Origin of the sequence: Brevibacterium sp. K11IcPPYGO002 (assembly GCF_050920635.1) — a bacterium.
Lineage (GTDB): Bacteria > Actinomycetota > Actinomycetes > Actinomycetales > Brevibacteriaceae > Brevibacterium.
On the sequence record NZ_CP131929.1, the window covers coordinates 185,491 to 205,755 of the forward strand.

Genomic DNA, 20,265 nt, shown 5'->3' on the forward strand with positions numbered 1-20,265 from the left:
CCGTGTCGCCGCCAACCAGCCCGTCCCACCACCACACTGCAGGCAAAGGAGCCCAATCATGACAGAAGCGCTGTCGACGCAGAATACCGCTGAGAACAAGCCGGTGAAATCGTGGAAGGTCATCACCGCGGCCTCGATCGGCAATGCCCTCGAGTGGTACGACATCTCGGTGTATGCGTACTTCTCCGTCTACATCTCTGTGGCGTTCTTCCCCTCCGAGAGCCACGCCGTCTCCGTGATGCTTGCCCTGGGCACATTCGCGCTGTCCTTCTTCATCCGCCCGGTCGGGGCAATCGTGCTCGGCAGCTTTGCCGACCGGAAGGGGCGCAAGCCGGCACTGACGCTGACGATCTGGCTGATGTTCGCAGGCACCCTGATGATCGTGCTCATGCCGCCGGCACATGTCATCGGACTGGCCGCGCCGCTTCTCATTCTGCTCGCCCGGCTCATTCAGGGATTCGCCGCAGGAGGCGAATTCGGGTCGGCGACCTCACTCATGGTCGAACACCTGCCCGACCGCCGCGGCTTCGCGGCCAGTTGGCAGTTCACCTCGCAGGCGATGTCGACGATCCTCGCCTCCATCATCGGCGTGGCCGTGACGACGACGCTGTCTCAAGCGCAGCTTGAGACCTGGGGGTTCCGTCTGCCCTTCATCGTCGGGCTCCTCGTCGGTCCGGTCGGGCTCTACATTCGTCGGCATGTGCCCGAATCTCCTGCCTTCGCCGCTGCCCGAGCCGAGAAGCCCAAGGAAGCAGCGGCCATCGGAGGGGTGCTGCGACATCACAAATTGGCCGTGGTTTTGGCGATCGGCGCGATCGCTGTCTCGACCTGCCTGAACTACTTCATCACGTATGTGCCGACCTATGCAGTCGACAACCTCGGTATGAACAGCTCCGCAGGGTTCTGGGCGACCCTCGTGTCCGGGCTCGTGCTGTTCTTCTGCACTCCGGTCGCCGGCTACTTCTGCGACAGGCTCGGACGGCTGACCTTCATGATTCCCGCGGCGCTCGCCGTCATGGTTCTCACCTGGGTGCTGTTCACCTGGGTCGTCGCGGCCAACGCGCTGTCGGTGCTCATCGTCGTCGTCATCATCTTCTCGATCCTCAAGGCCGCCTATTACGGGCCGCTGGCCAGCGTCATGGGTGACATCTTCCCCACCGAGGTGCGGGGGACGGGATTGTCCTTGGGCTACAACGTCGGAGTGGCAATCTTCGGAGGACTGACCCCGCTGGTGGCGGCCTGGCTCATCGGCATCACCGGTGACGCGAAGGCACCGGCTTATTGGGTGCTGCTCGCCGGAGCGCTGAGCGTGACGGCGATCCTCGTGGTGTGGAAGAAGCTCGGCGTGCGCTGACGCGAGGCGCGACGGGTGCCGCTGTGACAGTTGGGGCCGTGGCCAAATGCGGCCACGGCCCGAACTGGGCGGTACGCGAACTCAGGCGTTCGAGGCAACGGCGGCGGCCGCCTCGGCGCGGGTTCGTCTCTTCTTCTCAGCGAGGTGGCCGATCACGGCTGCGGCGGCGATCATGATGGCGACGAGGGCGATGCCGATCCACTGATTGAGCATGAGCGTGGCGGCACCGGCCAGAGCGCCGATGAGGATGAGGACGACGGCCAGTGCCCGGCGGATCCAGCGGACATTGTCGCCGCCGGCCAGGCTCGAATCGGCGGCGAGGCCGACGATCGTCGAGGTCACGACCACGGTGGTGACATCGGCGATCTTCATCTTCCGCGCGGCCGCGGCCTGCGCACCCATGAGCGCGGACAGGGCTGAGGTGAAGATCGTGCCGGCCAGGCCGATCTCTGGATCGGGAACGACCGCGACGTAGACGGACAATGCGGCACAGCCGACGGCGACGGCCGAGAAGATCACGGTCGTCCGATGGTGCCAATTCTCGCCGATGTCGCCGAGGATTCGCCCGGACAGTGCCGCGCCGATCATGAAGAACACGAGCGCGAGGGCGGGACGGAGGGCGGGGACGCCGTCGGCGCCGGCCAGACCCATGCCGAGGATGACGACGTTGCCGGTCATGTTGCCCGTGAAGACCTTGTCGAAGCCGAGGTAGCCGATGGCATCGACCATGCCGGTCGAGAAGGTCAGCAACAGCAGCATGGCCAGGTCGAGGCGACGAGTCATGAGGGTCCTTTCGGGGCGGGAGGTTCGACTGGAGCAAGTCCTGAATGTGTAGAGAGAAGTGCGTCGGTTGATTCCCACATCTCGAAACTTTCACATTTTTTGTATGCAAAAGGTTAATTTCACTATAGATTGTATGCAACAAATCACCAAGATCCGAGACCACGAGGGAGTGCGAGTGAAAATTCGGATAAGCGCGGCGCTTGTCGGCGCTGTACTGTTGGCGGGATGCGTTCCTGTGCAGCCGCTAGAGGACCCGCCGGATCGGACTGATGTGAAGTCGGTGCATGCTGATGCGTCAGACTTCGAAGACGGCGGCAATCTTGTCATGGCCCTGTCATCTGAGCCGGATCGGCTCGACCCGACTTCATCGTCATCTCTGTACACGCGCTACGTAATGCAGACCATGTGTCAGAAGCTTTATGACATCGATGAAAACGGCGAGATAGTGCCGATGCTTGCGACGGAACTACCCACTATCTCCAAAGATGGCAAAACCGTCAGAATTCCAGTCAAGCGAGGCGTGAAGTTCGCTGACGGAACCGATTTCGACGCTGACGCGGTCAAGACCACGATCGAGCGCGGACTTAACCTCGAGGCTTCTTCACGTGCGGCCGAGCTCGGACCGATTTCATCAATTGAAGCTGCTGATGATCACACGGTTGAAGTCACCTTCGACAAACCTTTCGCACCCTTCACCGCCGCCTTGGCTGATAGGGCAGGCATGATCATGTCGCCGACAGCACTGGAAAAACAGGGCGAAGACTTCGGTGATCACCCAGTCTGCGTCGGACCGTTCAAGTTCGAGAAGAGGATCGCTCAGACATCGATCAAGGTCATTAAAGATCCCAATTACTATGACGCGGACTCGATCCACTTGGATTCGATTACCTACCAGATCATGACCGACGCGAATATCCGTGCCGCGAATATCCGCTCGGGAGACGTGCAAGTCGCCGACACGATCTCGCCACAAGATGTCGATGCGCTGGACGCTGAATCTGGGATCGGCCTCCTGCAGTCGAACTCGCTGGGTTACCAGGGACTGACTGTCAACATGGGATTCGGAGACGAGAAGGAGAACTATTCCGGTCCTCTCGGCCAGAAGCCGGAAGTGCGTAAAGCTCTGTCAATGGCGATCGATCGCAAGGCTCTGGTCAACACCGTCTTCAACGGCTGGTTCTCTCCAGCCTGTTCTGGCATCGCCCCTGACAGCCCGTTTGCGACTGAGGCCAGCAATGGCTGCGTCGCCTACGACCCGGAGGGTGCAAAGAAGATCCTCAAGGACGCCGGGGTCGAACTTCCACTCGAAGTGAATATGAAAGTCTCGAATACCCAGGACACCCTCCGGTTTGCCCAGGCCATCCAGGCTGCGACGAAAGAAGCCGGATTCGATATCAAGGTGCAGCCGGTGGAATACACCGCGCTGCTCGATGCCCAAGACCGCGGAGACTACGAGATGCTCCAACTGGGGTGGTCTGGACGAGTCGATCCGCACGGAAACCTGTATTCATTCCACTTCCCAGGTGCCGCCAATAACGTCACTGGAATCGACGATGCTCAGATCAATGATCTGCTGACCAAGGCAAGCGAAGAAACCGATGAGAAGAAGCGTGCAGAACTGTACGGGAAGGCGACTGAACGGATGAGAGAAACCAATTCGATCATCTACCTCTACCGGCAGAAGAACCTCACCGCCTATACCGAAGATGTTGCGGGAATCCAGGTCTTCTCGGATGGTGTGGTCCACCTTTCGGAAGCTGGCTTCTTGAAGAATGGAGGCCGGAAGTGACTCGCTTTGTCCTCACCAAGATCTTTCACGCGATCATCACCTTCGTGCTCTCCGGGATCGTCATCTTCTTCGGAGTCAGAATGCTGCCCGGCGACCCAGCCTTGGCCATGGCCGGTGAAGAGGCGACGCCGGAACGTCTCGCAGCCATCCGCAGCGACCTTGGCCTCGATGAGCCGATGCTGATGCAATTCATCAAGTTCATCGGATCCGTCGTCACCGGAGACCTGGGCGAGTCGACGAGAACCGGACTGCCGGTTACCAACATGATCGCCACTACTCTGCCGGTCACGCTGTGGCTCGCGCTCTATGCGATCGTCGTAGCTGTGGTCGTCGGAGTTGCGCTCGGCATGATCGCGGAACGGTTCCGCGGTCGATGGCCGGAATTCGGCAGCAACTTCATTGCATTGCTCGGACTCTCCGTGCCCAACTTCTGGCTGGGACTGCTGGCAATCCTCGGTCTGGCGGTCGGCCTCGGCTGGTTCCCGGCCTCAGGATATGTCGATATCTTCTCGGAGCCGATCAAAGGCATCTACTATCTCACTCTGCCGGCTGTAATCCTGGGAACCAGCCTTGCAGCAGTCATCACTCGTCAGACGCGAGCTTCGATGATCGAGACTATGGGCACTGACTACGTTCGAATGGCTCGGGCGAAAGGACTCTCGCGTCCGCGGGTTCTCTTCCGCTACGGTCTGCGCAACTCGCTGATCGTGTTGGTCACCATCGTCGGACTTCAGCTGGGCGGACTGATATCTGGAGCTGTTGTCACCGAGCGGATCTTCGCTCTTCCCGGACTCGGCAAACTGACTCTTGACGCTGTGTTCTCTCGCGACTATCCCGTGATCCAAGCAGTAGTTCTTGTGATCACCGTGTCCTACATTCTCATCAACTTGGCCGTAGACATCCTCTATTCGGTCATCAACCCTCAGATTCGCGTCAGTGAGGATGCATCATGAGCACACCACTTGTCACCAACACGAACAAGCAGACTCAAGGATTGGTTCCCGAGTTCCACGCGTCGTCCAACCGGGCGCTCTGGTTGATCAGGTCGATCATTTCGACCCCCTCGGGGCTCATCGGTTCGATCATGGTCGTCATCGTTGTTCTGATCGGTGTCTTCGCCCCACTGATTGCCCCATACGGATTCGCGCAGACGAACTTCGAAGTTCCGTTTCAGGTGCCTGGAACAGTCGGCTATGTGTTCGGCACAGACGACCTCGGGCGTGACATTCTGTCGCGACTCGCATTCGGGGTTCGAGCGTCCCTCCAGGTAGGGCTTCTGGCGGTGCTTTTGGCAGTAGTCGTAGGCACCCCTCTGGGCCTGTTGGCAGGGTATTTCCGAGGACTCGACGCAGTCATCTCGCGTCTGACAGATGTCACGCTGGCGTTCCCCTTCCTCATCATCGCCGTCGGACTGGCAGCCATCTCCGGACCGAGCCTGGCCAATGCTGCGATTGCGTTGGGCATCTCGCAGGTGCCGACGATGATCAGAGTCGTCAGAGGCGAGACCATGCGCTTGAAGTCAGCCGACTTCGTCAAAGCAGCGATCGCAACCGATGCATCGAAGACACGAATTCTGGGTATGCACATTCTGCCCAATGCCGCTTCTGCGATCATCGTTCAGGCGACAGTCATTCTTCCCACTGCAGTCATCGGAGAGTCGATCCTGTCGTTCCTCGGTCTTGGCATCCAGCCGCCGTCGCCCAGCCTCGGCATCATGCTGTCGGATGCTCAGCAGTACATCTTCCGCGCACCATCGACCGCGCTGTTCCCGGGTCTGGCAATTCTCTTCATCTGCCTTGCCTTCAATCTCTTCGGCGATGCCCTGCGCGACTCCCTCGATCCCAATTCCAAGAAAGGACACTGACTTGTCATTCACCACACCCCCCGAGTTCACGACCAGACCTACCCTTGAAGGTCATTTCGGCATGGCCGCGTCGACACATTGGTTGGCGACCGCGGCTTCGCAGGCAGTCCTTGAAAGGGAGGGCAACGCTTTCGACGCTGCGGTGGCAGGAGCCTTTCTGCTGCATGTTGTCGAGCCACATCTCAACGGGCCCGCCGGCGACATGACCGGTGTCTTTGCAACAGCAGAGGAGCCATCTGCTCCGAAGATCATGATGGGGCAGGGTCCAGCTCCGGCCGCAGCCAGCATCGAGCACTTTCGGAGCGAAGGTCTTGATATGGTTCCCGGCGCTGGGGCGCTTGCCGCAGCTGTTCCGGGGGCGGTCGATTCGTGGCTCAACCTTCTCGAACACCATGGCAGCTGGGAACTGGCCGACGTTCTCGAATTCGCGATCGACTATGCAGACAACGGTCATCCCGCACTTGCTCGGACAGTCGGGACCATCGAAAAGGTCAGGGAACTCTTCATTGAGCATTGGCCGACGTCTGCTGCGCAGTGGATGCCAAACGGTGAAGTTCCGAACGCTGGCGACCTGATCTTCAACCACGAGTATGCCGATGTCCTGCGTCGCCTGATCTCTGCTGGGGATGACGCTGAAACTCGAGAGGAGCGGATTCAGGCAGCCCGACGTGAATGGAAGACAGGGTTCGTGGCCGAAGCGATCGCCGAGTTCATCAAGGCACCGCACCGACATTCGACCGGCACTGACCATGCAGGGGTTATGACCCTGGAAGACATCGCTTCCTTCGATGCCCACTTCGAGGAGCCGGTGACAATCGACTTCCGCGGGTATCAGATCGCCAAGATCGCGGCGTGGGGCCAGGGCCCTGTGCTGCTGCAGACTCTGAAGATCCTTGAGGGATTCGACGACGACCGTCTCGATCCCTCGACCGAACTGGGTGCCCACACAATCCTCGAAGCGCTCAAGCTCGCGATGGCTGACAGGGACACCTACTACGGCGACAACGATGTGGACCTTGAGTGGCTTCTCAGTGCGGAGTATGCGACTCAGCGTCGCGAGCTCATCGGCTCGACTGCATCGCACGATTTCCGTCCCGGCGCTGACCGTGCAGGAGTTGCACCCACGTTCCAGCCTCCGCTGACCTTGGAAGGGGCGGACAAGGAAGCCTTGATCAAGGCGGGCATCGGCGAACCGACTGTGCAGAAGAATGGTGTGAATAACGGAGACACCTGCCATATCGACGTTGTTGATCGTTGGGGAAATATGATCTCCGCTACCCCGTCCGGGGGTTGGATTCAGTCTTCCCCGACGATCCCCGAACTTGGGTTCTGTCTCGGCACGCGTCTGCAGATGATGTGGTTGGATGAAACGGCCCCGTCGGCGCTGACTCCGGGTAAGCGTCCAAGGACGACACTGACGCCAACTTTGATCTCAAAGGACGGGGAGCCGATCATCGCCCTCGGATCTCCGGGGGGTGATCAACAGGAACAGTGGCAGCTGCTGTTGATTCTGAGGATGCTCGTCGGCGGTTACGCGGCGCAGGAGGCAATCGACGCTCCAGCTCTGCATACGACCGCGTTGGCGGGTTCCTTCTGGCCCCGTACGTGGGTGCCGGGAGGAGCGGTCGTTGAGGACCGTCTCGGCGAGGACGTCATCAACGGACTCATCTCACGTGGACACGAAGTGACCCGTGCCGGGAGTTGGGACCTAGGGCGTCTGTCATGTGTGACTCGCGACCCGAAGACGGGCCGACTGACGGCGGGCGCCAATCCACGCGGTGCTCAGGGCTACGCGGCGGGTAGGTGAGACGGATGGTCGAAGAATTCGTGCTTGAAGTGTCGGGACTCGAGGTCTCCTACGAGTCGCCGGTGCTCCACGACGTCAATTTCGCACTGGAACCCGGCGAGCGTCTGGCTCTGGTCGGCCAGTCCGGGTCGGGTAAGTCGACGTCCATCGGGGCCATCTTGGGGCTGCTGCCCGGTGCTGGAAAGGTCAGCAGCGGATCAGTGAAGTACCGCGGAGAAGAACTTGTCGGAGCAAGCCGTCAGCGAATGCAGGCGCTGCGAGGGCGATCGATTGCTCTTGTTCCGCAGGACCCGATGGCCAGCCTCAACCCGAGCATGCGAGTCGGGGATCAGATCGGCGATGCGCTCCGTACATACGGGATGACGAATTCGTCAGAGGTCACGAAACGTGTCATCGAACTCATGACTGACGCTGGGATCCCCGACCCAGAGAATCGGCGGCGGTCGTACCCGCACGAATTCTCTGGCGGGATGAGGCAGCGGGTGCTCATCGCCATAGCCTTAGCCGGAGACCCGGATCTGATCATCGCGGACGAGCCGACTTCGGCTCTCGACGTGACAGTGCAGAAGCAGATTCTCGATCACCTGCAGGAGCTGGTGACAGAGCGCGGAATGTCCCTCCTGTTCGTCACACACGACCTTGGGGTGGCGGGGGAGCGGACGGATACGATTCTCGTCATGCACCAGGGGCGCGTCGTTGAGCGCGGCGCTCCCGAGCAGGTCTTGGGCAACCCGCAGCATGAGTACACTCAGTCGCTGGTCAAAGCCGCGCCGAGCCTGGTGGTGGAGAGCGCTGTTGAAACGGCAGATGCTGTCGAATCTGGCAATGGCGAGAAAGCCACGGACTTGGTCTTGGAAATCAATGATCTGCACAAGGTCTACAAGCTTCGAGGGCGCGGCCGAGAAGTTCATGCTCTGCGTGGAGTGAGTCTGTCAGCGCGGCGTGGAAAGACCACCGCGGTGATCGGTGAATCCGGATCAGGAAAGTCGACGATCGCGAAGATCGTCTTGGGGCTGGAGAAAGCGACGAGTGGGGAGGTACTCGCTGGCGGCAGAAATGTTGACGCGACAAGCCGTTCTGAACGCAGCATTCTGCGTCGATTCAGCCAGCCGGTCTTCCAGGATCCCTTCTCCTCTCTGAACCCGATGTGGAGCGTCGAGCGAATCATTCGGGAGCCTCTTGACGTGTTCAAGATCGGCAATCGTGCTGATCGGTCGAAGAAGGTTGCAGATGTCCTTGACCAGGTGGCTCTGCCGAAGACGATGCTTGAGCGGCGGCCGTCCGAACTTTCGGGCGGTCAGCGTCAGAGGATCGCGATCGCGCGAGCGCTGATCAGTGAGCCTGAGCTCCTGATCTGTGATGAAGCCGTCTCAGCGCTCGACGTGCTGGTCCAGGAGCAGATCCTTGATCTGCTGAGGAATCTGCAGAACGACTTGGACGTCAGTTGCCTGTTCATCACCCATGATCTTGCAGTGGTCGCTAACTTGGCAGACGATGTTGTTGTGATGAAAAGCGGAGAGGTCGTCGAATCGGGCGCCACACAAGATGTGATTGAGAGGCCTCAGGCCGAATATACGCAGCGGCTTCTCGCTGCCGTACCTGGCTCCGGTCTGCTCAATGTCTGATTCCGCTCCATCGCCATCGCTCTCAGCACATGGAGGCAGCGTTGGAACCCAGATCCGCGCTGACATCATCGGTGGTCGGCTCGAACCGGGAGCCAAACTGCGTGAAGCGGCGCTGGCTGAGAAGTACGAGGTGTCCCGGATTCCGATCCGGGAAGCTCTACGCTCGCTCGAGGCGGAGGGGCTCGTCGAATCGCGGAAGTACAGCGGTTCGGTCGTCGCTCCTTCGCCGGTCGAGGATGCTGAAGATCTGTTTGAGATTCGCATCGTGCTTGAGGCGGCGACGGCGAAGCGTGCGGCCAGGCGTGCGGCGGCGCTCAACGCCAGCGATGTCCCTGACCTGAAGTGGAGGGAGCAGCGCAAAGAGATCAACGACATTCTCGGGGCCGGTGACATTGTTATCGAGCAGGAACGGTTCGAGGATCTCGCGGTGCTGAACATGCGATTCCACTTCGCGATCGCCGAGCTCAGTGGGAGTCTGTCGTTTGTCAGTCTGCTGCGGCAGATCTCGGGCAAGATCGAATGGCTGTATTCGCTTAACGTGACTCGACGAGGACCGCAGGCGTGGCCCGAGCATCGTGAAATCATCGCGGCTATCGACGCGGGTCAAGTCGAGCGGGCAGCCGAAGTGATGGCCCGGCACGTGCGCCGCAGCCGCGACTCCTACTTCGCCATGATGTCCGATCCTTCCCGCTAGAACTACCTGACGGCGGCTGAGCAGCCTGGCGCCAGGTTGCTCAGCCGCCGTCACGTAGTAATTAGGCGAGGAGGCGGTCGAGTTTGTTGTAGCCCTCGACGATGCCGTGCTCCATGCCCGAGGCGACCATGCCGTCGCGGGACTCGACCGAGTCGAAGATCGAGGTCGACGTCAGCCTGGTCCGTCCGTCACCGAGGTCGGTGAGCGTGAGAATCTCGAGATTGACCGCGTCCGGAAAACCCTCGAAGGTGAAGGTCTGGACGATGCGCTCGTTCTCCCGCACCTCGTGGAAGGAGCCGAAGAACGCGTACTCGCCGCGATCGTCGGTCGAGACGTAGCTCCAGTTCCCGCCGGTCGTCGCATTCCATTCGCGGATCGTGTTCGTGATCGAGTCCGGTCCGCACCACTTGACGAACACTTCGGGGTCGATGTGAGCCCGGAACACTTTGTCCGGCGTGGCGGCGAAATCGCGGGTGATCGACACGGTCTGCACCCCCTCGGGGACGTCGAGCTTGAGAGTCGAATAGTCGGCTGCGGTGTCCGTTGTGGTCATGTCATGCTCCTTTGCGTGATTTTCTGTCGGTTGAGTGTGGTGCTGAGTCATCGGATCCCCTCGCCGAGGCGGCGCTCGAGTCCGGGTCGTTCATTTCCTCGTCCGCGTTCATCGCTTCGAGGACGGCGTCGAGGCGCTGGTAGCGTTCCTCTGCCTGCTGCTTGTATCTTTCGATCCATTTCGTCATCAGATCGAACACATTGTCTTCGAGGTGGACCGGTCTGCGCTGGGCGTCGCGGGTGCGGGAGACCAGTCCGGAGTCCTCGAGCACCTTGAGATGTTTCGATACGGCCTGCAGGCTCACGTCGTAGGGTTCGGCGAGTTCGTTCACCGTCGAATCCGCGACGCTGAGGCGGGCCACCATGTCCCGTCTCGTCGGGTCGGCCAGGGCGGCGAAGACCTTGGACAGTTGATCGGCCATATGAGCCTCCCGTGCAGCGCGATCGAAACTGATATTCAACCTTGCGGTTGATTAGAAGCGTAGACCTGGCTGTGCACGGTAGTCAACTGTTTGGTTGAATAAAGTTCGGATACCTCGTCCGCTTCGCTTCAGGACTACCCGACGGCGGCTGAGCAACCTCGCGCCAGGTTGCTCAGCCGCCGTCGGGTAGCAAATGCGGGAGGGAGTCGCGACCCGCATGATCCGCACAAACCGCAGGTCTGCGCGCCCAACCGCGCACCGACCCACGATTTCACTATTCCGACGCCGCCGGAGCCGCGAACCTGAAGTACAGTCGAAGCGACGAGGTATACCGAACCGACAATGATGTCAGGAGTTGACCATGCCCACACTGCGACAGCAGCTGTTCCGGATCAAACCGGTTCCGCGGCAGAAGGAAGACGTCGAGACCGACCTCAAGCGCACCATCGGGCTGTTCTCGCTGACGATGGTCGGCGTCGGGTCGACGATCGGCACCGGCATCTTCTTCATCCTCTCCGAATCCGTGCCCGTGGCGGGACCGGCAGTGATCTGGTCATTCGTCGTTGCCGGTGTCGTCGCCGGTCTCGCAGTCATCTGCTACGCCGAACTCGCCGGCTCCGTCCCCGTGTCCGGTTCCTCCTATTCATATGCGTACGCGACCCTTGGCGAGCTGCCGGCGATGGGTGTGGCCGCCTGCCTCCTCCTCGAATACGGCGTCGCGGGAGCTGCCGTCGCGGTCGGTTGGTCGCAGTACGTCAACCAGCTGCTGTTCAACCTCTTCGGATTCGAGATCCCGCACGCCCTGGCCTACGCTCCCGAGGAAGGCGGCATCGTCAACCTCCCGGCGATCCTGCTGCTCGCGATGTGCTGCTTCCTGTTGGTCCGCGGCACCGGCGAGTCCATCGTCGTCAATGCGATCATGGTCTGTCTCAAGGTCGGCGTCCTCATCTTCTTCATCTGCGTCGGCGTCACCGGCTGGGACTCGAACAACTTCGCTGACTTCGCGCCCTTCGGCATCTCCGGAGTCGTCGCCGGATCGGGCCTGATCTTCTTCAGCTATGTCGGCATGGACGCCGTCGCCACCGCCGGCGATGAGACGAAGAACCCGAAGAAGACGATGCCCAGAGCCCTCATCGCCGCCCTCATCATCGTCACCTCCGTCTACGTCCTCGTCGCCGTCGCCGCCCTGTCTGCCCAGCCGTGGGAGGAATTCGACGGTCAGACCGCCGGCCTGTCGGCCATTCTCGAGAACATCGTCGGCTCGCAGTGGCCCGGCACGATCGTCGCCGCCGGTGCGGTGATCTCGATCTTCTCCGTCACCCTGGTCTCCATATACGGCCAGTCCCGAATCCTGTTCACGATGGCCGGCGACGGAATGATGCCCAAGCTCTTTCGCGACGTCAATCCCCGCACGCTCACCCCGGTCAAGGGCACGATCGTCGTCACCGTCGTCATCGCGATACTCGCGGGGTTCATCCCGCTCAACTTCCTCGCCGAGATGACCTCGATCGGCACCCTCGTCGCCTTCGTCGTCGTGTCCCTGGCCGTGATCATCCTCCGCGTGCGCGAACCGAACCTCGAACGCGGCTTCAAGGTCCCGTTCTATCCCGTCCTGCCGGTGCTCTCGATCATCGGCTGCTTCTGGATCATCTCGAGCCTGCAGGTCATCACGATTGTCGTCTTCGTCATCTGGACCGCCTTTATCCTGGGCTTGTACGTCATCTTCGGCCGTAAGTCCTCGGTCCTCGGCAAACAGCTCGCCGAGGCGGGGCCCACCAATTCCGATTCCGCCGGAACGGACTCCACAGGAGGATCCAAATGAGCATTGTCGTCGGTCTTGCCCCAGGTCAGGACAACCGCGCTGCCGTCGAACTGGGGATCGTCCTCGCCCGGACCTATCGGCGCCGGATCGTCGCGACGGCTGTCGACTCCGCCGCTTTTCCGATGGCACCCGTGCACTTCGAGAGCCAGTATGAGAAGAGATTCCGCACCGTCGCCGAGGCGGCACTCGACGAAGCGCGTGCGCTCATTCCCAGCGATATCGAGTCCGAATGCGTCCTCCACTCTGCGCGGTCGTCACGGCGCGGTCTGCTCGAGATGTGTGAGAAGACCGATGCCTATCGACTTGTCGTCGGCCCGTCGGCAGAGGGGAAGTCGGGCAAGATCGCGCTCGGGTCGGTGTCGAACGGTCTGCTGCACAGTGCACGACTGCCGGTGGCCCTGGCTCCGGCCGGGTTCCAGGCCTCGGAGGGGGCGCGGCTGGAGCGGATCACGGCCGCGTATTCGGGGTCGTCCACCTCGGCGGATCTCATCCTCGGTGCTGCGATGGTCTCGGCGGAGTCGGACGTGCCGTTCCGCATCGCCTCGTTCGCACCGCGTTCGCGCGTGGTCGCCTCGGCGAACGTGCCCTTCGATATGGAGTCGCGCGTCATCGACGAGTGGACGAAGACCGTCCAGCGCGACACGGATAAGATCCTGTGCTCGATCGAACAGCTGCACATCAAACCTGGTGAGACGGACGTCGTCGTGGGAACGGGCGCCGATTGGGCTGCGGCCCTCGGGGCTGTCGAGTGGAAGCACCCGGAAGTGATGATGCTCGGGTCCTCCGGGCTGGGTGCGCTCAAGCGAGTCTCGCTCGGCAGCCACGCGATGCGGATCCTGCAGAACTCTCCGGTGCCGATCGTCGTCGTACCCCGTCGAGCGAAGGCCGATTACATCCGCCAGCAGACCGTATGACGGTCGAGCTCGGTGGGAGCTTCGATGCCGCGAGTGTCCAATACTTGAACAATTCCAAATTAGCGCAGGCAGTCTCGCTAGCCTGACTGCAGGTAACAATGACGTGGCCTAGAGCTAGTAGAGAGGAACCGCATGGAACTGCTGCGACTGGGACCGATCGGACACGAGATTCCTGCAGTCCGTCACGACGGAGTCTGCTTCGACCTCCGCCCGCTGACCGATGACATCGACCCGAACTTCTTTGCCGCTGACGGCATCGAACGAGTCCGAAAGGCGCTCGCCGCTGGAGAGCTCAAGGCGCTCGACGGTGCCGATGAGATGCGCGTCGGAGCACCGCTGACCAGGCCGTCTGCCATCGTGTGCGTGGGCATGAACTATGCCGCGCATGCTCGTGAGGCCGGAGCCGAACCTCCCGAGCGCCCCGTCATCTTCTTCAAGATGCCCTCGACCATCGCAGGGCCCACCGACCCGATCGAACTGCCGCCGGATGCGACGAAAGCCGATTGGGAGGTCGAACTCGGAGTGGTCATCGGATCACGGACCTTCAGGGTCGCCTCGGCGAGGGAGGGGCTCAACCACGTGGCCGGGTACGTGCTCGGCAACGATCTGTCCGAACGTCGCCTGCAGATCGAAGAGTCCGGAGGCCAGTGGTCGAAGGGGAAGAACCTGCCCGGGTTCACACCGCTCGGCCCGTGGATCCGCCCCGCCGCCGAGGTGGACCCCGGTGACCTGCGGCTGCGCAGTTGGGTCAATGGCGAAGCTCGCCAGGATTCGTCGACGAGCGACCTCATCTTCTCCGTCGGCGAGATCATCTTCCAGCTCAGCCAGGCGATGGCCTTCGAGCCGGGAGACGTCATCCTCACCGGCACCCCGCAGGGAGTCGCGCTGTCGGGCAAATACCCATATCTGGCCGACGGCGACGTCGTCGAACTCGAGCTCGAGGGACTCGGCCGGCACCGTCAAGTCGTGACCGTCACGGCGTGACCCGGCTGGAGGCCCGGCGGCGAGCGACGCTTTCGATGAGAGTGGTCCGAAACGCCATCTCGGCAGGTGAGTACACTCGCTCTTCACGCTGGCCAACCATGATCCGACGGACCGGGGCTGCTTCGCCGAGGCTGAGGACCCGAACGCCGGGGTGGGTGGCCTCGACAGCACTCATTGGTGCCAGGGCGAGTCCGATGCCGGCGCTGACCATCGCCTGGGCCTCCTGGTAGTCGTTGGCATACATGGCGATCTGCGGATGGAAGCCTGCCGCAATTGCTGCACGATCGAGCACTTCGACGACCGGATGTTTCTCTGCCCGGACCACCCACGATTCATCGGCGAGCTCCCGCATGCTCACATCCGAAACCTCGGCCAACCGATGATGACGAGAGGCGAGCACGACGAATGACTCGCTGAAGAGGTCCTCTGTCCTGATCCCCTCGACGTCCAGCGGCCGCCATGGGTGGTCCCACAGCAGGGCGAGATGGGTCTGGCCCGTTTCGAGGTCCGAGACGAGCTGGTCGATGCGTGTGCTTCTGATGGACAGGGACACCGAAGGATACTGACTGCTGAAGCGTTCGATGACCAGGGGCAGAAAAGACGACGCTACCGTCGGGAAGGCGCCGATGACCAACGAGCCTCGGCGCCCATGGGTGAGGTCGTCGAGGTCGGCCTGCGCGGCGGACATCCGGTTGAGGATCTTCCGCGCATGAGCGGCGAGGATCATGCCTGCCTCGGTCGGAACCACGCCGCGTGACCGTCGACGCAGGAGCGGTTGTCCGGTCTCCTGCTCGAGTCGACGCAGCTGCTGAGACGCAGCTGAAGGGGTGGAGCCGAGAAGCTCCGCGGCTGCTGTGATCGACCCGTTGTTCACGGTTTCGACGAATATCTCAAGTCTTTTCGTATCGAAGGTCGCCATGAATGAAGCATAGCTTAAGTATAAGTGAAATCGTCCATCTTCAAGTTGGTCGCGGAATCGAAGCGTTTGATACAGCGTTCTGGTGGCGAATCTGCCGATTATTTGAAAGAAGAATGCAGAATTGGTTAGGTCATAATCAGATCTGCGACATTGTGCTTCAAACATAGCATCGCCACTATTGGTGCTATGACAGCGACCCTCAGAGATTCGACACAGCAGCTCGTTGATGCGCGGTGGATGCGCGGAGGCACCAGCAAGTGCTGGACGTTCGACGCAGCTGCACTCGACAGCTACGGAATCCCTGCCGATGTGCTGTTGCCGAGAATCTTCGGCAGTCCCGACCCGCGGCAGCTCGACGGGGTCGGAGGCGGTACATCGACGACGAGCAAGGCACTCATCGTCGAGCGCAGCTCAGAAGACGACTGCGATGTCACCTACACCTTTGCGCAGGTGCGTATCGACGAAGCTCGAGTCGACTGGGGCAGCAACTGCGGCAACTGTTCGGCAGCAGTGGGTCTCTACGCGATCGAGCAGGGGTGGGTCGTACCCGATTCTGACGTGACCGAGGTCCGGACTCGTAACACCAATACCGACCAGGTCATCATTCAGACCATCCCCACACCGGGGCGACGTCTTCCCGTTCACGGATCCGAGACGATCCCGGGAACCGTCTTCGCCGGCCATAGGGTGGATCTGGGCTTCGAATCGCCTGAGGGGCTGACCACCGGCGAACTGCTGCCTGCTGGCGTGCCGCAGTCGCTGTTGCAGAACCGACGAGGCGAGACGGTACGTGCCACCATGATCGACGCAGGAGCTCCACTCGCGATGATCGATGCACACGACCTCGGACTGGACGTGTCGGCATTCGACACCTGGCCGAACCTCATCGGCGACCGACTCTCCGAACTTGAGGATTTGCGGCTGCGAGCCGCAGTGGTCATGGGGCTCGTTGACTCTGAGTCCGAGGCCGAGCGCGCCATTCCCAAACTCGGAGTCGTCGGACCAACAGCCGATGCTGACGCCGACTTGCAGATCCTGATGTTGTCGATGGGGTCAGCCCACCCGGCGATGCCGATCACGGGCAGTGTCGGGGTGACGGTTGCCGCACTGACTGCGGGCACGACCGTCGCCCAATCGCTGCGAAGCGGAATCTCGGACCGCCTTCGCATCAGAATCCCCTCGGGGGTCATCGAAACTCGCGTCCGCGAGAGGCCGGAAGGGCGTCTGGTCACCGTCCGCCGAACCGCGCGCACCTTAGCCCATGCCAGGCTGCCGGTGCCGATGCTCTGACGACTCCAACTGGGCAGGACCCTCCTGTCCCAACTCCGAGAACAGCGACGTTCAATCCACCTGTGAAAGGACAAGTGCAGTGCGGCACTTCAATGACACCATCATCTCCCGGAGATCGGTTTTCGGGCTTGGCGGCCTCGGCGCGCTGGCGGCACTCGCTGGATGTGCTCCCACGCAGACGGCTTTCCAACCCTCGGGCAAAGGAATCGTCGACGTGGTCGTTCCCTATTCTGCCGGTGGGGGAACCGACACCTGGGCACGCTTCATCACGCCGTACTTCGCTTCGCTGCAGAGGGAGGTCGACCGGTATCAGATCGAGAACATTCCCGGAGGCGAATCGATCACCGGCACCAACGCATACGCACGAGCGAAAGTCGTCAACGGTCGACAGACTCTCGTCGCCTCGGCGACGACTTACTTCCAGAGCATGCTTGAGCACAGAGTCGCAGAATTCGACTTCGCGGCGATGGAGCCGCTCGCACTCAACGGCACCGGAGCAGTGCTGTGGACGAGCGCAGATACAGGAATCACGCGTGCCGATGACCTCTTCGACGGTTCCCGGCAGCATCGCTACGGCGGTATGTCGGCGACCGGATTGGACTTGGTGCCGCTGCTAGCGCTCGAAGCCCTTGGCGCCGACATCAGAGGCGTCTTCGGGATGGAAGGCCGCGGTCCCACTCGGTTAGCGGTCCAGCGCGGCGAGGCCGACCTCGATTTCCAGACGACCTCGTCCTACCTCAAACAGGTCAAGCCGCTCGTCGAAGCGGGGGAGGCCGTGCCGCTGTTCTCCATCGGCAGCCTCGTCGACGGCGAAGTAGTGCGCGATCCTAACATTCCCGACATCCCGACCGTCACCGAGATCTTTGCGAAGAAGTCTCAGACCTCGACGCCCACAGCGCATGAGTCGGCCGCCTTCCGGGCCCTGCAGGCTTTCGTCGTTCCCGGTTTCTTCTACCAGAAGGGACTCTGGGCCAACGCGGGGACCGACCCGGCGGTGATTGAGAAGTATGCCGAGATGGTTGACGAACTCAATGCCGACGACCGCTTCATCGCCGAGGCGGGAGAGGCCCTCGGCGGATACAGTCTGGTCTCCGGCAGGGCCGCTCGTGATGAGTTCCGGGCCGCAATGAAGCTCGACGACGAAGTCCTCGCCTTCACCAAAACACTGCTCAGCGACAAGTACGGCGCAGTACTCGACTGACTCGATCCACATACGAAATGAGGTAAGACAGATGCTTGACGCAGCACACGAAGCTCTATTGGCCTTCGCCGACCCGACCATGCTCATGTACCTGGTGGTGGGGGTGGTCGTCGGGATCGTCATTGGGGTGATTCCCGGGCTCGGCGGTACCGGGGCGGTGGCCGTACTGCTGCCGTTCGTCTTCGTCTTGGAGCCGAATCAGGCGATTGCAATGATCATCGGCGCGGTGGCGGTGGTGCACACCTCCGATGTCATCACCTCGGTGGTTCTCGGAATCCCCGGATCGGCGGCCGCGTCAGTGTTCCTCCTCGATGGCCACGAGATGGCCAAGAAGGGGGCGGGCGGGCGTGCACTGTCGGCGAGCTTCATCGCCTCGATGCTCGGCGGTCTCATCGGCATCGTGGCGCTCACGCTCGTCATTCCCATAGCCACTCCGCTGGTGACATCGTTCGGATCTCCCGAGATCTTCGGACTCATCGTCATGGGCATCTTTCTCACTGCCATGTTGTCCAAAGGCAACATCATCAAAGGTCTCCTCGTCTCAGTATTCGGCCTGGGTCTCGGTCTCGTGGGTGTCTCACCGGTGTCGGCGGAGTATCGCTACACCTTCGGATCCGAGTTCCTCACGGACGGAATCGGCCTGGTTGCCGCGGCATTGGGCATCTTCGGCCTTGCCGAGATCATCGACCTCGTGGCGAAGAAGACATCTGTCTCCGACGGGAAAGTCGACATCGGTCGAGGCTGGCGCGAAGGAGTCAAAGACATCGCACGGAACAAAGGCGATGTCCTACGCGGTTCGGCCGTCGGAGTGGGTGTGGGAATTCTGCCTGGCGTCGGGTCGACTGCCGGGTCCTGGTTGGCGTACGGCCAGGCGCAGGCATTCGCCAGCCGGAAACACGACTCGAAATTTGGGAAGGGCGACCCGCGAGGAGTCATCGCTCCCTCGGCCGCCAGCAACGGCATCGAATCCGGAGCCCTGATCCCGACCCTGCTCTTCGGAGTACCCGGCGCGGCACCTTTCGCTCTCTTGCTCGGAGTGCTGCTCATCTTCGGAATCCAGCCGGGACCTACGCTCATCACCAACGACCTCGACCTCGTCTACTTCATCGTGTGGGCCTTCGCCATTGCCAGTGTGGCCGGTGCAGCACTGTCCTTCTTTCTCGCTCGACCGCTGGCGAAGTTGAGCTTCGTCTCGTTCCCGCTGCTTGCTGCGACTCTCATCCCCGTTCTCTTTCTCAGCGGTTTCCAGGAGCCACTCAACCTCAACGTCTTCTATCTGATGTTCCTGCTCGGCATCATCGGCTGGATCTGCAAGGTCGTGAATATTCCGCGTGCCCCATTCCTCATCGCATTCGTATTGGCTGAGCCGCTGGAACGCTACTACTTCCTCACCGTCAATGCCTTCCCCGGTGGAGAGTGGGCAACGCGACCGGTCGTTCTCGTCATCGCCGCCATCCTTCTCACCGCCATCGCCGTTCCCGCGGTACGCGCCTACCTGGGCAAGACGCGCAGGAATGCGGCGCCGCAGACTTACGGGAACGGGCCCACGAGCGGTGCCGACCCACGAACGGCCGTGTTCGGCGCGGACGCTTCTCCGGTTACGGTCGATCCGTCCGCCGTGATTGGTATGTCGAAGGCAGACTCTCCGTCGTCGGCCCGTCCGGTGGGGGAGCCCATGAACGTGAGCTCGCGAACCGGCGTCGAGGTCGCCACGGTCGACGAGGATCCGAACGTCCATCTTTCCGAAAAGTCCGACCTGTCTGTACCTGGCTTCCTCGACCTGTTCGTATCGGGTGCGGCAATGGTGTTCTTCGTCGCGGTGGTCGTGATGTCGCGTGAGTTCTCGTCCAGCGGGCAGCTGTTCCCGCTGGCGGTGGGAACCGTCGGGATCGTGCTTGCACTCGTCAGTCTCAGTCGAGATGTCATGCGCATCCGGAGCGAGGGTTTCGGACGTTTCGACGAGAAATGGAAAGAAAGACTGCGGATCGTCGGAGTCTCCGCGCTGTGGATCATCGGCTACATCTGGGTGGTCTTCGCGTTCGGGATGCTGGTGGGGTCAGGAGTCTTCACCCTCGTGTTCCTGATCGTCGTTGCCCGCATCCGGATACTCACCGCTGTGCTCTATTCCGGATGTCTCGTCGGAGGACTGTTGGCGTTGGTCGAGTTCGCGCAGCTCGTGCCGCCCAAGGGGTACTTCTTCTGAATCCAGGCTGGAGTGGCTGGTCGTCGTGACCGTCACGGAGTG

General features: G+C 61.4%; 17 protein-coding genes. 13 read left to right on the forward strand and 4 right to left on the reverse strand.

The window, feature by feature from the left end; all coding sequences use genetic code 11:
- Positions 1 to 58 precede the first annotated feature (58 nt).
- Positions 59 to 1,354 (forward strand): MFS transporter, encoded by a 1,296-nt coding sequence (locus QYM46_RS00865; protein WP_432790340.1) that lies wholly within the window; start codon positions 59 to 61, stop codon positions 1,352 to 1,354.
- A gap of 81 nt (positions 1,355 to 1,435) precedes the next feature.
- Here QYM46_RS00865 and QYM46_RS00870 read toward each other — a convergent pair whose 3' ends face one another.
- Positions 1,436 to 2,137: a YoaK family protein gene (locus tag QYM46_RS00870; RefSeq protein WP_432790341.1), complete on the reverse strand. Its 702-nt coding sequence runs from the start codon at positions 2,135 to 2,137 to the stop codon at positions 1,436 to 1,438.
- 133 nt (positions 2,138 to 2,270) lie between these two features.
- Between QYM46_RS00870 and QYM46_RS00875 the strand changes: the two genes are divergently transcribed.
- The 6 genes from QYM46_RS00875 to QYM46_RS00900 all read left to right on the forward strand — a co-directional run bounded on the left by QYM46_RS00875 (position 2,271) and on the right by QYM46_RS00900 (position 9,916).
- Entirely contained in the window at positions 2,271 to 3,926 is a 1,656-nt protein-coding gene (locus QYM46_RS00875; protein ID WP_432790342.1) for an ABC transporter substrate-binding protein, read from the forward strand.
- Positions 3,923 to 4,879, forward strand: a complete 957-nt coding sequence (locus QYM46_RS00880; RefSeq protein ID WP_432790343.1) for an ABC transporter permease — start codon at positions 3,923 to 3,925, stop codon at positions 4,877 to 4,879. The genes QYM46_RS00875 and QYM46_RS00880 overlap by 4 nt, the downstream gene beginning before the upstream one ends.
- Positions 4,876 to 5,790, forward strand: coding sequence for an ABC transporter permease (locus tag QYM46_RS00885; RefSeq protein WP_432790344.1), 915 nt, complete (start codon positions 4,876 to 4,878; stop codon positions 5,788 to 5,790). Before QYM46_RS00880 ends, QYM46_RS00885 begins: the two co-directional genes overlap by 4 nt.
- Before the next feature lie 61 nt (positions 5,791 to 5,851).
- Positions 5,852 to 7,597: a gamma-glutamyltransferase family protein gene (locus tag QYM46_RS00890; RefSeq protein WP_432791771.1), complete on the forward strand. Its 1,746-nt coding sequence runs from the start codon at positions 5,852 to 5,854 to the stop codon at positions 7,595 to 7,597.
- Between the two features lie 5 nt (positions 7,598 to 7,602).
- Positions 7,603 to 9,222 (forward strand): dipeptide ABC transporter ATP-binding protein, encoded by a 1,620-nt coding sequence (locus QYM46_RS00895; protein WP_432790345.1) that lies wholly within the window; start codon positions 7,603 to 7,605, stop codon positions 9,220 to 9,222.
- Entirely contained in the window at positions 9,215 to 9,916 is a 702-nt protein-coding gene (locus QYM46_RS00900) for a GntR family transcriptional regulator (RefSeq protein ID WP_432790346.1), read from the forward strand. The genes QYM46_RS00895 and QYM46_RS00900 overlap by 8 nt, the downstream gene beginning before the upstream one ends.
- 61 nt (positions 9,917 to 9,977) lie before the next feature.
- Here QYM46_RS00900 and QYM46_RS00905 read toward each other — a convergent pair whose 3' ends face one another.
- Together QYM46_RS00905 and QYM46_RS00910 are read right to left on the reverse strand one after the other, a co-directional pair.
- Positions 9,978 to 10,469, reverse strand: coding sequence for an SRPBCC family protein (locus tag QYM46_RS00905; RefSeq protein ID WP_432790347.1), 492 nt, complete (start codon positions 10,467 to 10,469; stop codon positions 9,978 to 9,980).
- Position 10,470: 1 nt separating this feature from the next.
- Positions 10,471 to 10,890, reverse strand: a complete 420-nt coding sequence (locus tag QYM46_RS00910) for an ArsR/SmtB family transcription factor (RefSeq protein WP_432790348.1) — start codon at positions 10,888 to 10,890, stop codon at positions 10,471 to 10,473.
- 361 nt (positions 10,891 to 11,251) lie between these two features.
- Here QYM46_RS00910 and QYM46_RS00915 point away from each other — a divergent pair, with 361 nt between their 5' ends.
- The 3 genes from QYM46_RS00915 to QYM46_RS00925 all read left to right on the forward strand — a co-directional run bounded on the left by QYM46_RS00915 (position 11,252) and on the right by QYM46_RS00925 (position 14,610).
- The gene (locus QYM46_RS00915) at positions 11,252 to 12,712 is read left to right on the forward strand and encodes an APC family permease (RefSeq protein ID WP_432790349.1); all 1,461 of its coding nucleotides are present in this window, start codon (positions 11,252 to 11,254) and stop codon (positions 12,710 to 12,712) included.
- The gene (locus QYM46_RS00920) at positions 12,709 to 13,626 is read left to right on the forward strand and encodes a universal stress protein (protein ID WP_432790350.1); all 918 of its coding nucleotides are present in this window, start codon (positions 12,709 to 12,711) and stop codon (positions 13,624 to 13,626) included. Before QYM46_RS00915 ends, QYM46_RS00920 begins: the two co-directional genes overlap by 4 nt.
- A gap of 132 nt (positions 13,627 to 13,758) precedes the next feature.
- Positions 13,759 to 14,610, forward strand: coding sequence for a fumarylacetoacetate hydrolase family protein (locus QYM46_RS00925; RefSeq protein ID WP_432790351.1), 852 nt, complete (start codon positions 13,759 to 13,761; stop codon positions 14,608 to 14,610).
- On the opposite strand, the gene QYM46_RS00930 is transcribed toward QYM46_RS00925, so the two are convergent.
- On the reverse strand, positions 14,600 to 15,529 hold the full coding sequence (locus tag QYM46_RS00930; protein ID WP_432790352.1) for a LysR family transcriptional regulator: 930 nt from the start codon (positions 15,527 to 15,529) through the stop codon (positions 14,600 to 14,602). The genes QYM46_RS00925 and QYM46_RS00930 overlap by 11 nt on opposite strands.
- 186 nt (positions 15,530 to 15,715) lie before the next feature.
- Between QYM46_RS00930 and QYM46_RS00935 the strand changes: the two genes are divergently transcribed.
- The 3 genes from QYM46_RS00935 (at position 15,716) to QYM46_RS00945 (ending at position 20,223) form a co-directional block, all read left to right on the forward strand.
- On the forward strand, positions 15,716 to 16,819 hold the full coding sequence (locus QYM46_RS00935) for a PrpF domain-containing protein (RefSeq protein WP_432790353.1): 1,104 nt from the start codon (positions 15,716 to 15,718) through the stop codon (positions 16,817 to 16,819).
- A 79-nt stretch (positions 16,820 to 16,898) separates the two neighbouring features.
- Positions 16,899 to 18,020, forward strand: a complete 1,122-nt coding sequence (locus QYM46_RS00940) for a hypothetical protein (RefSeq protein WP_432790354.1) — start codon at positions 16,899 to 16,901, stop codon at positions 18,018 to 18,020.
- Between the two features lie 31 nt (positions 18,021 to 18,051).
- Positions 18,052 to 20,223, forward strand: a complete 2,172-nt coding sequence (locus QYM46_RS00945) for a tripartite tricarboxylate transporter permease (RefSeq protein ID WP_432790355.1) — start codon at positions 18,052 to 18,054, stop codon at positions 20,221 to 20,223.
- Positions 20,224 to 20,265: the final 42 nt, after the last annotated feature.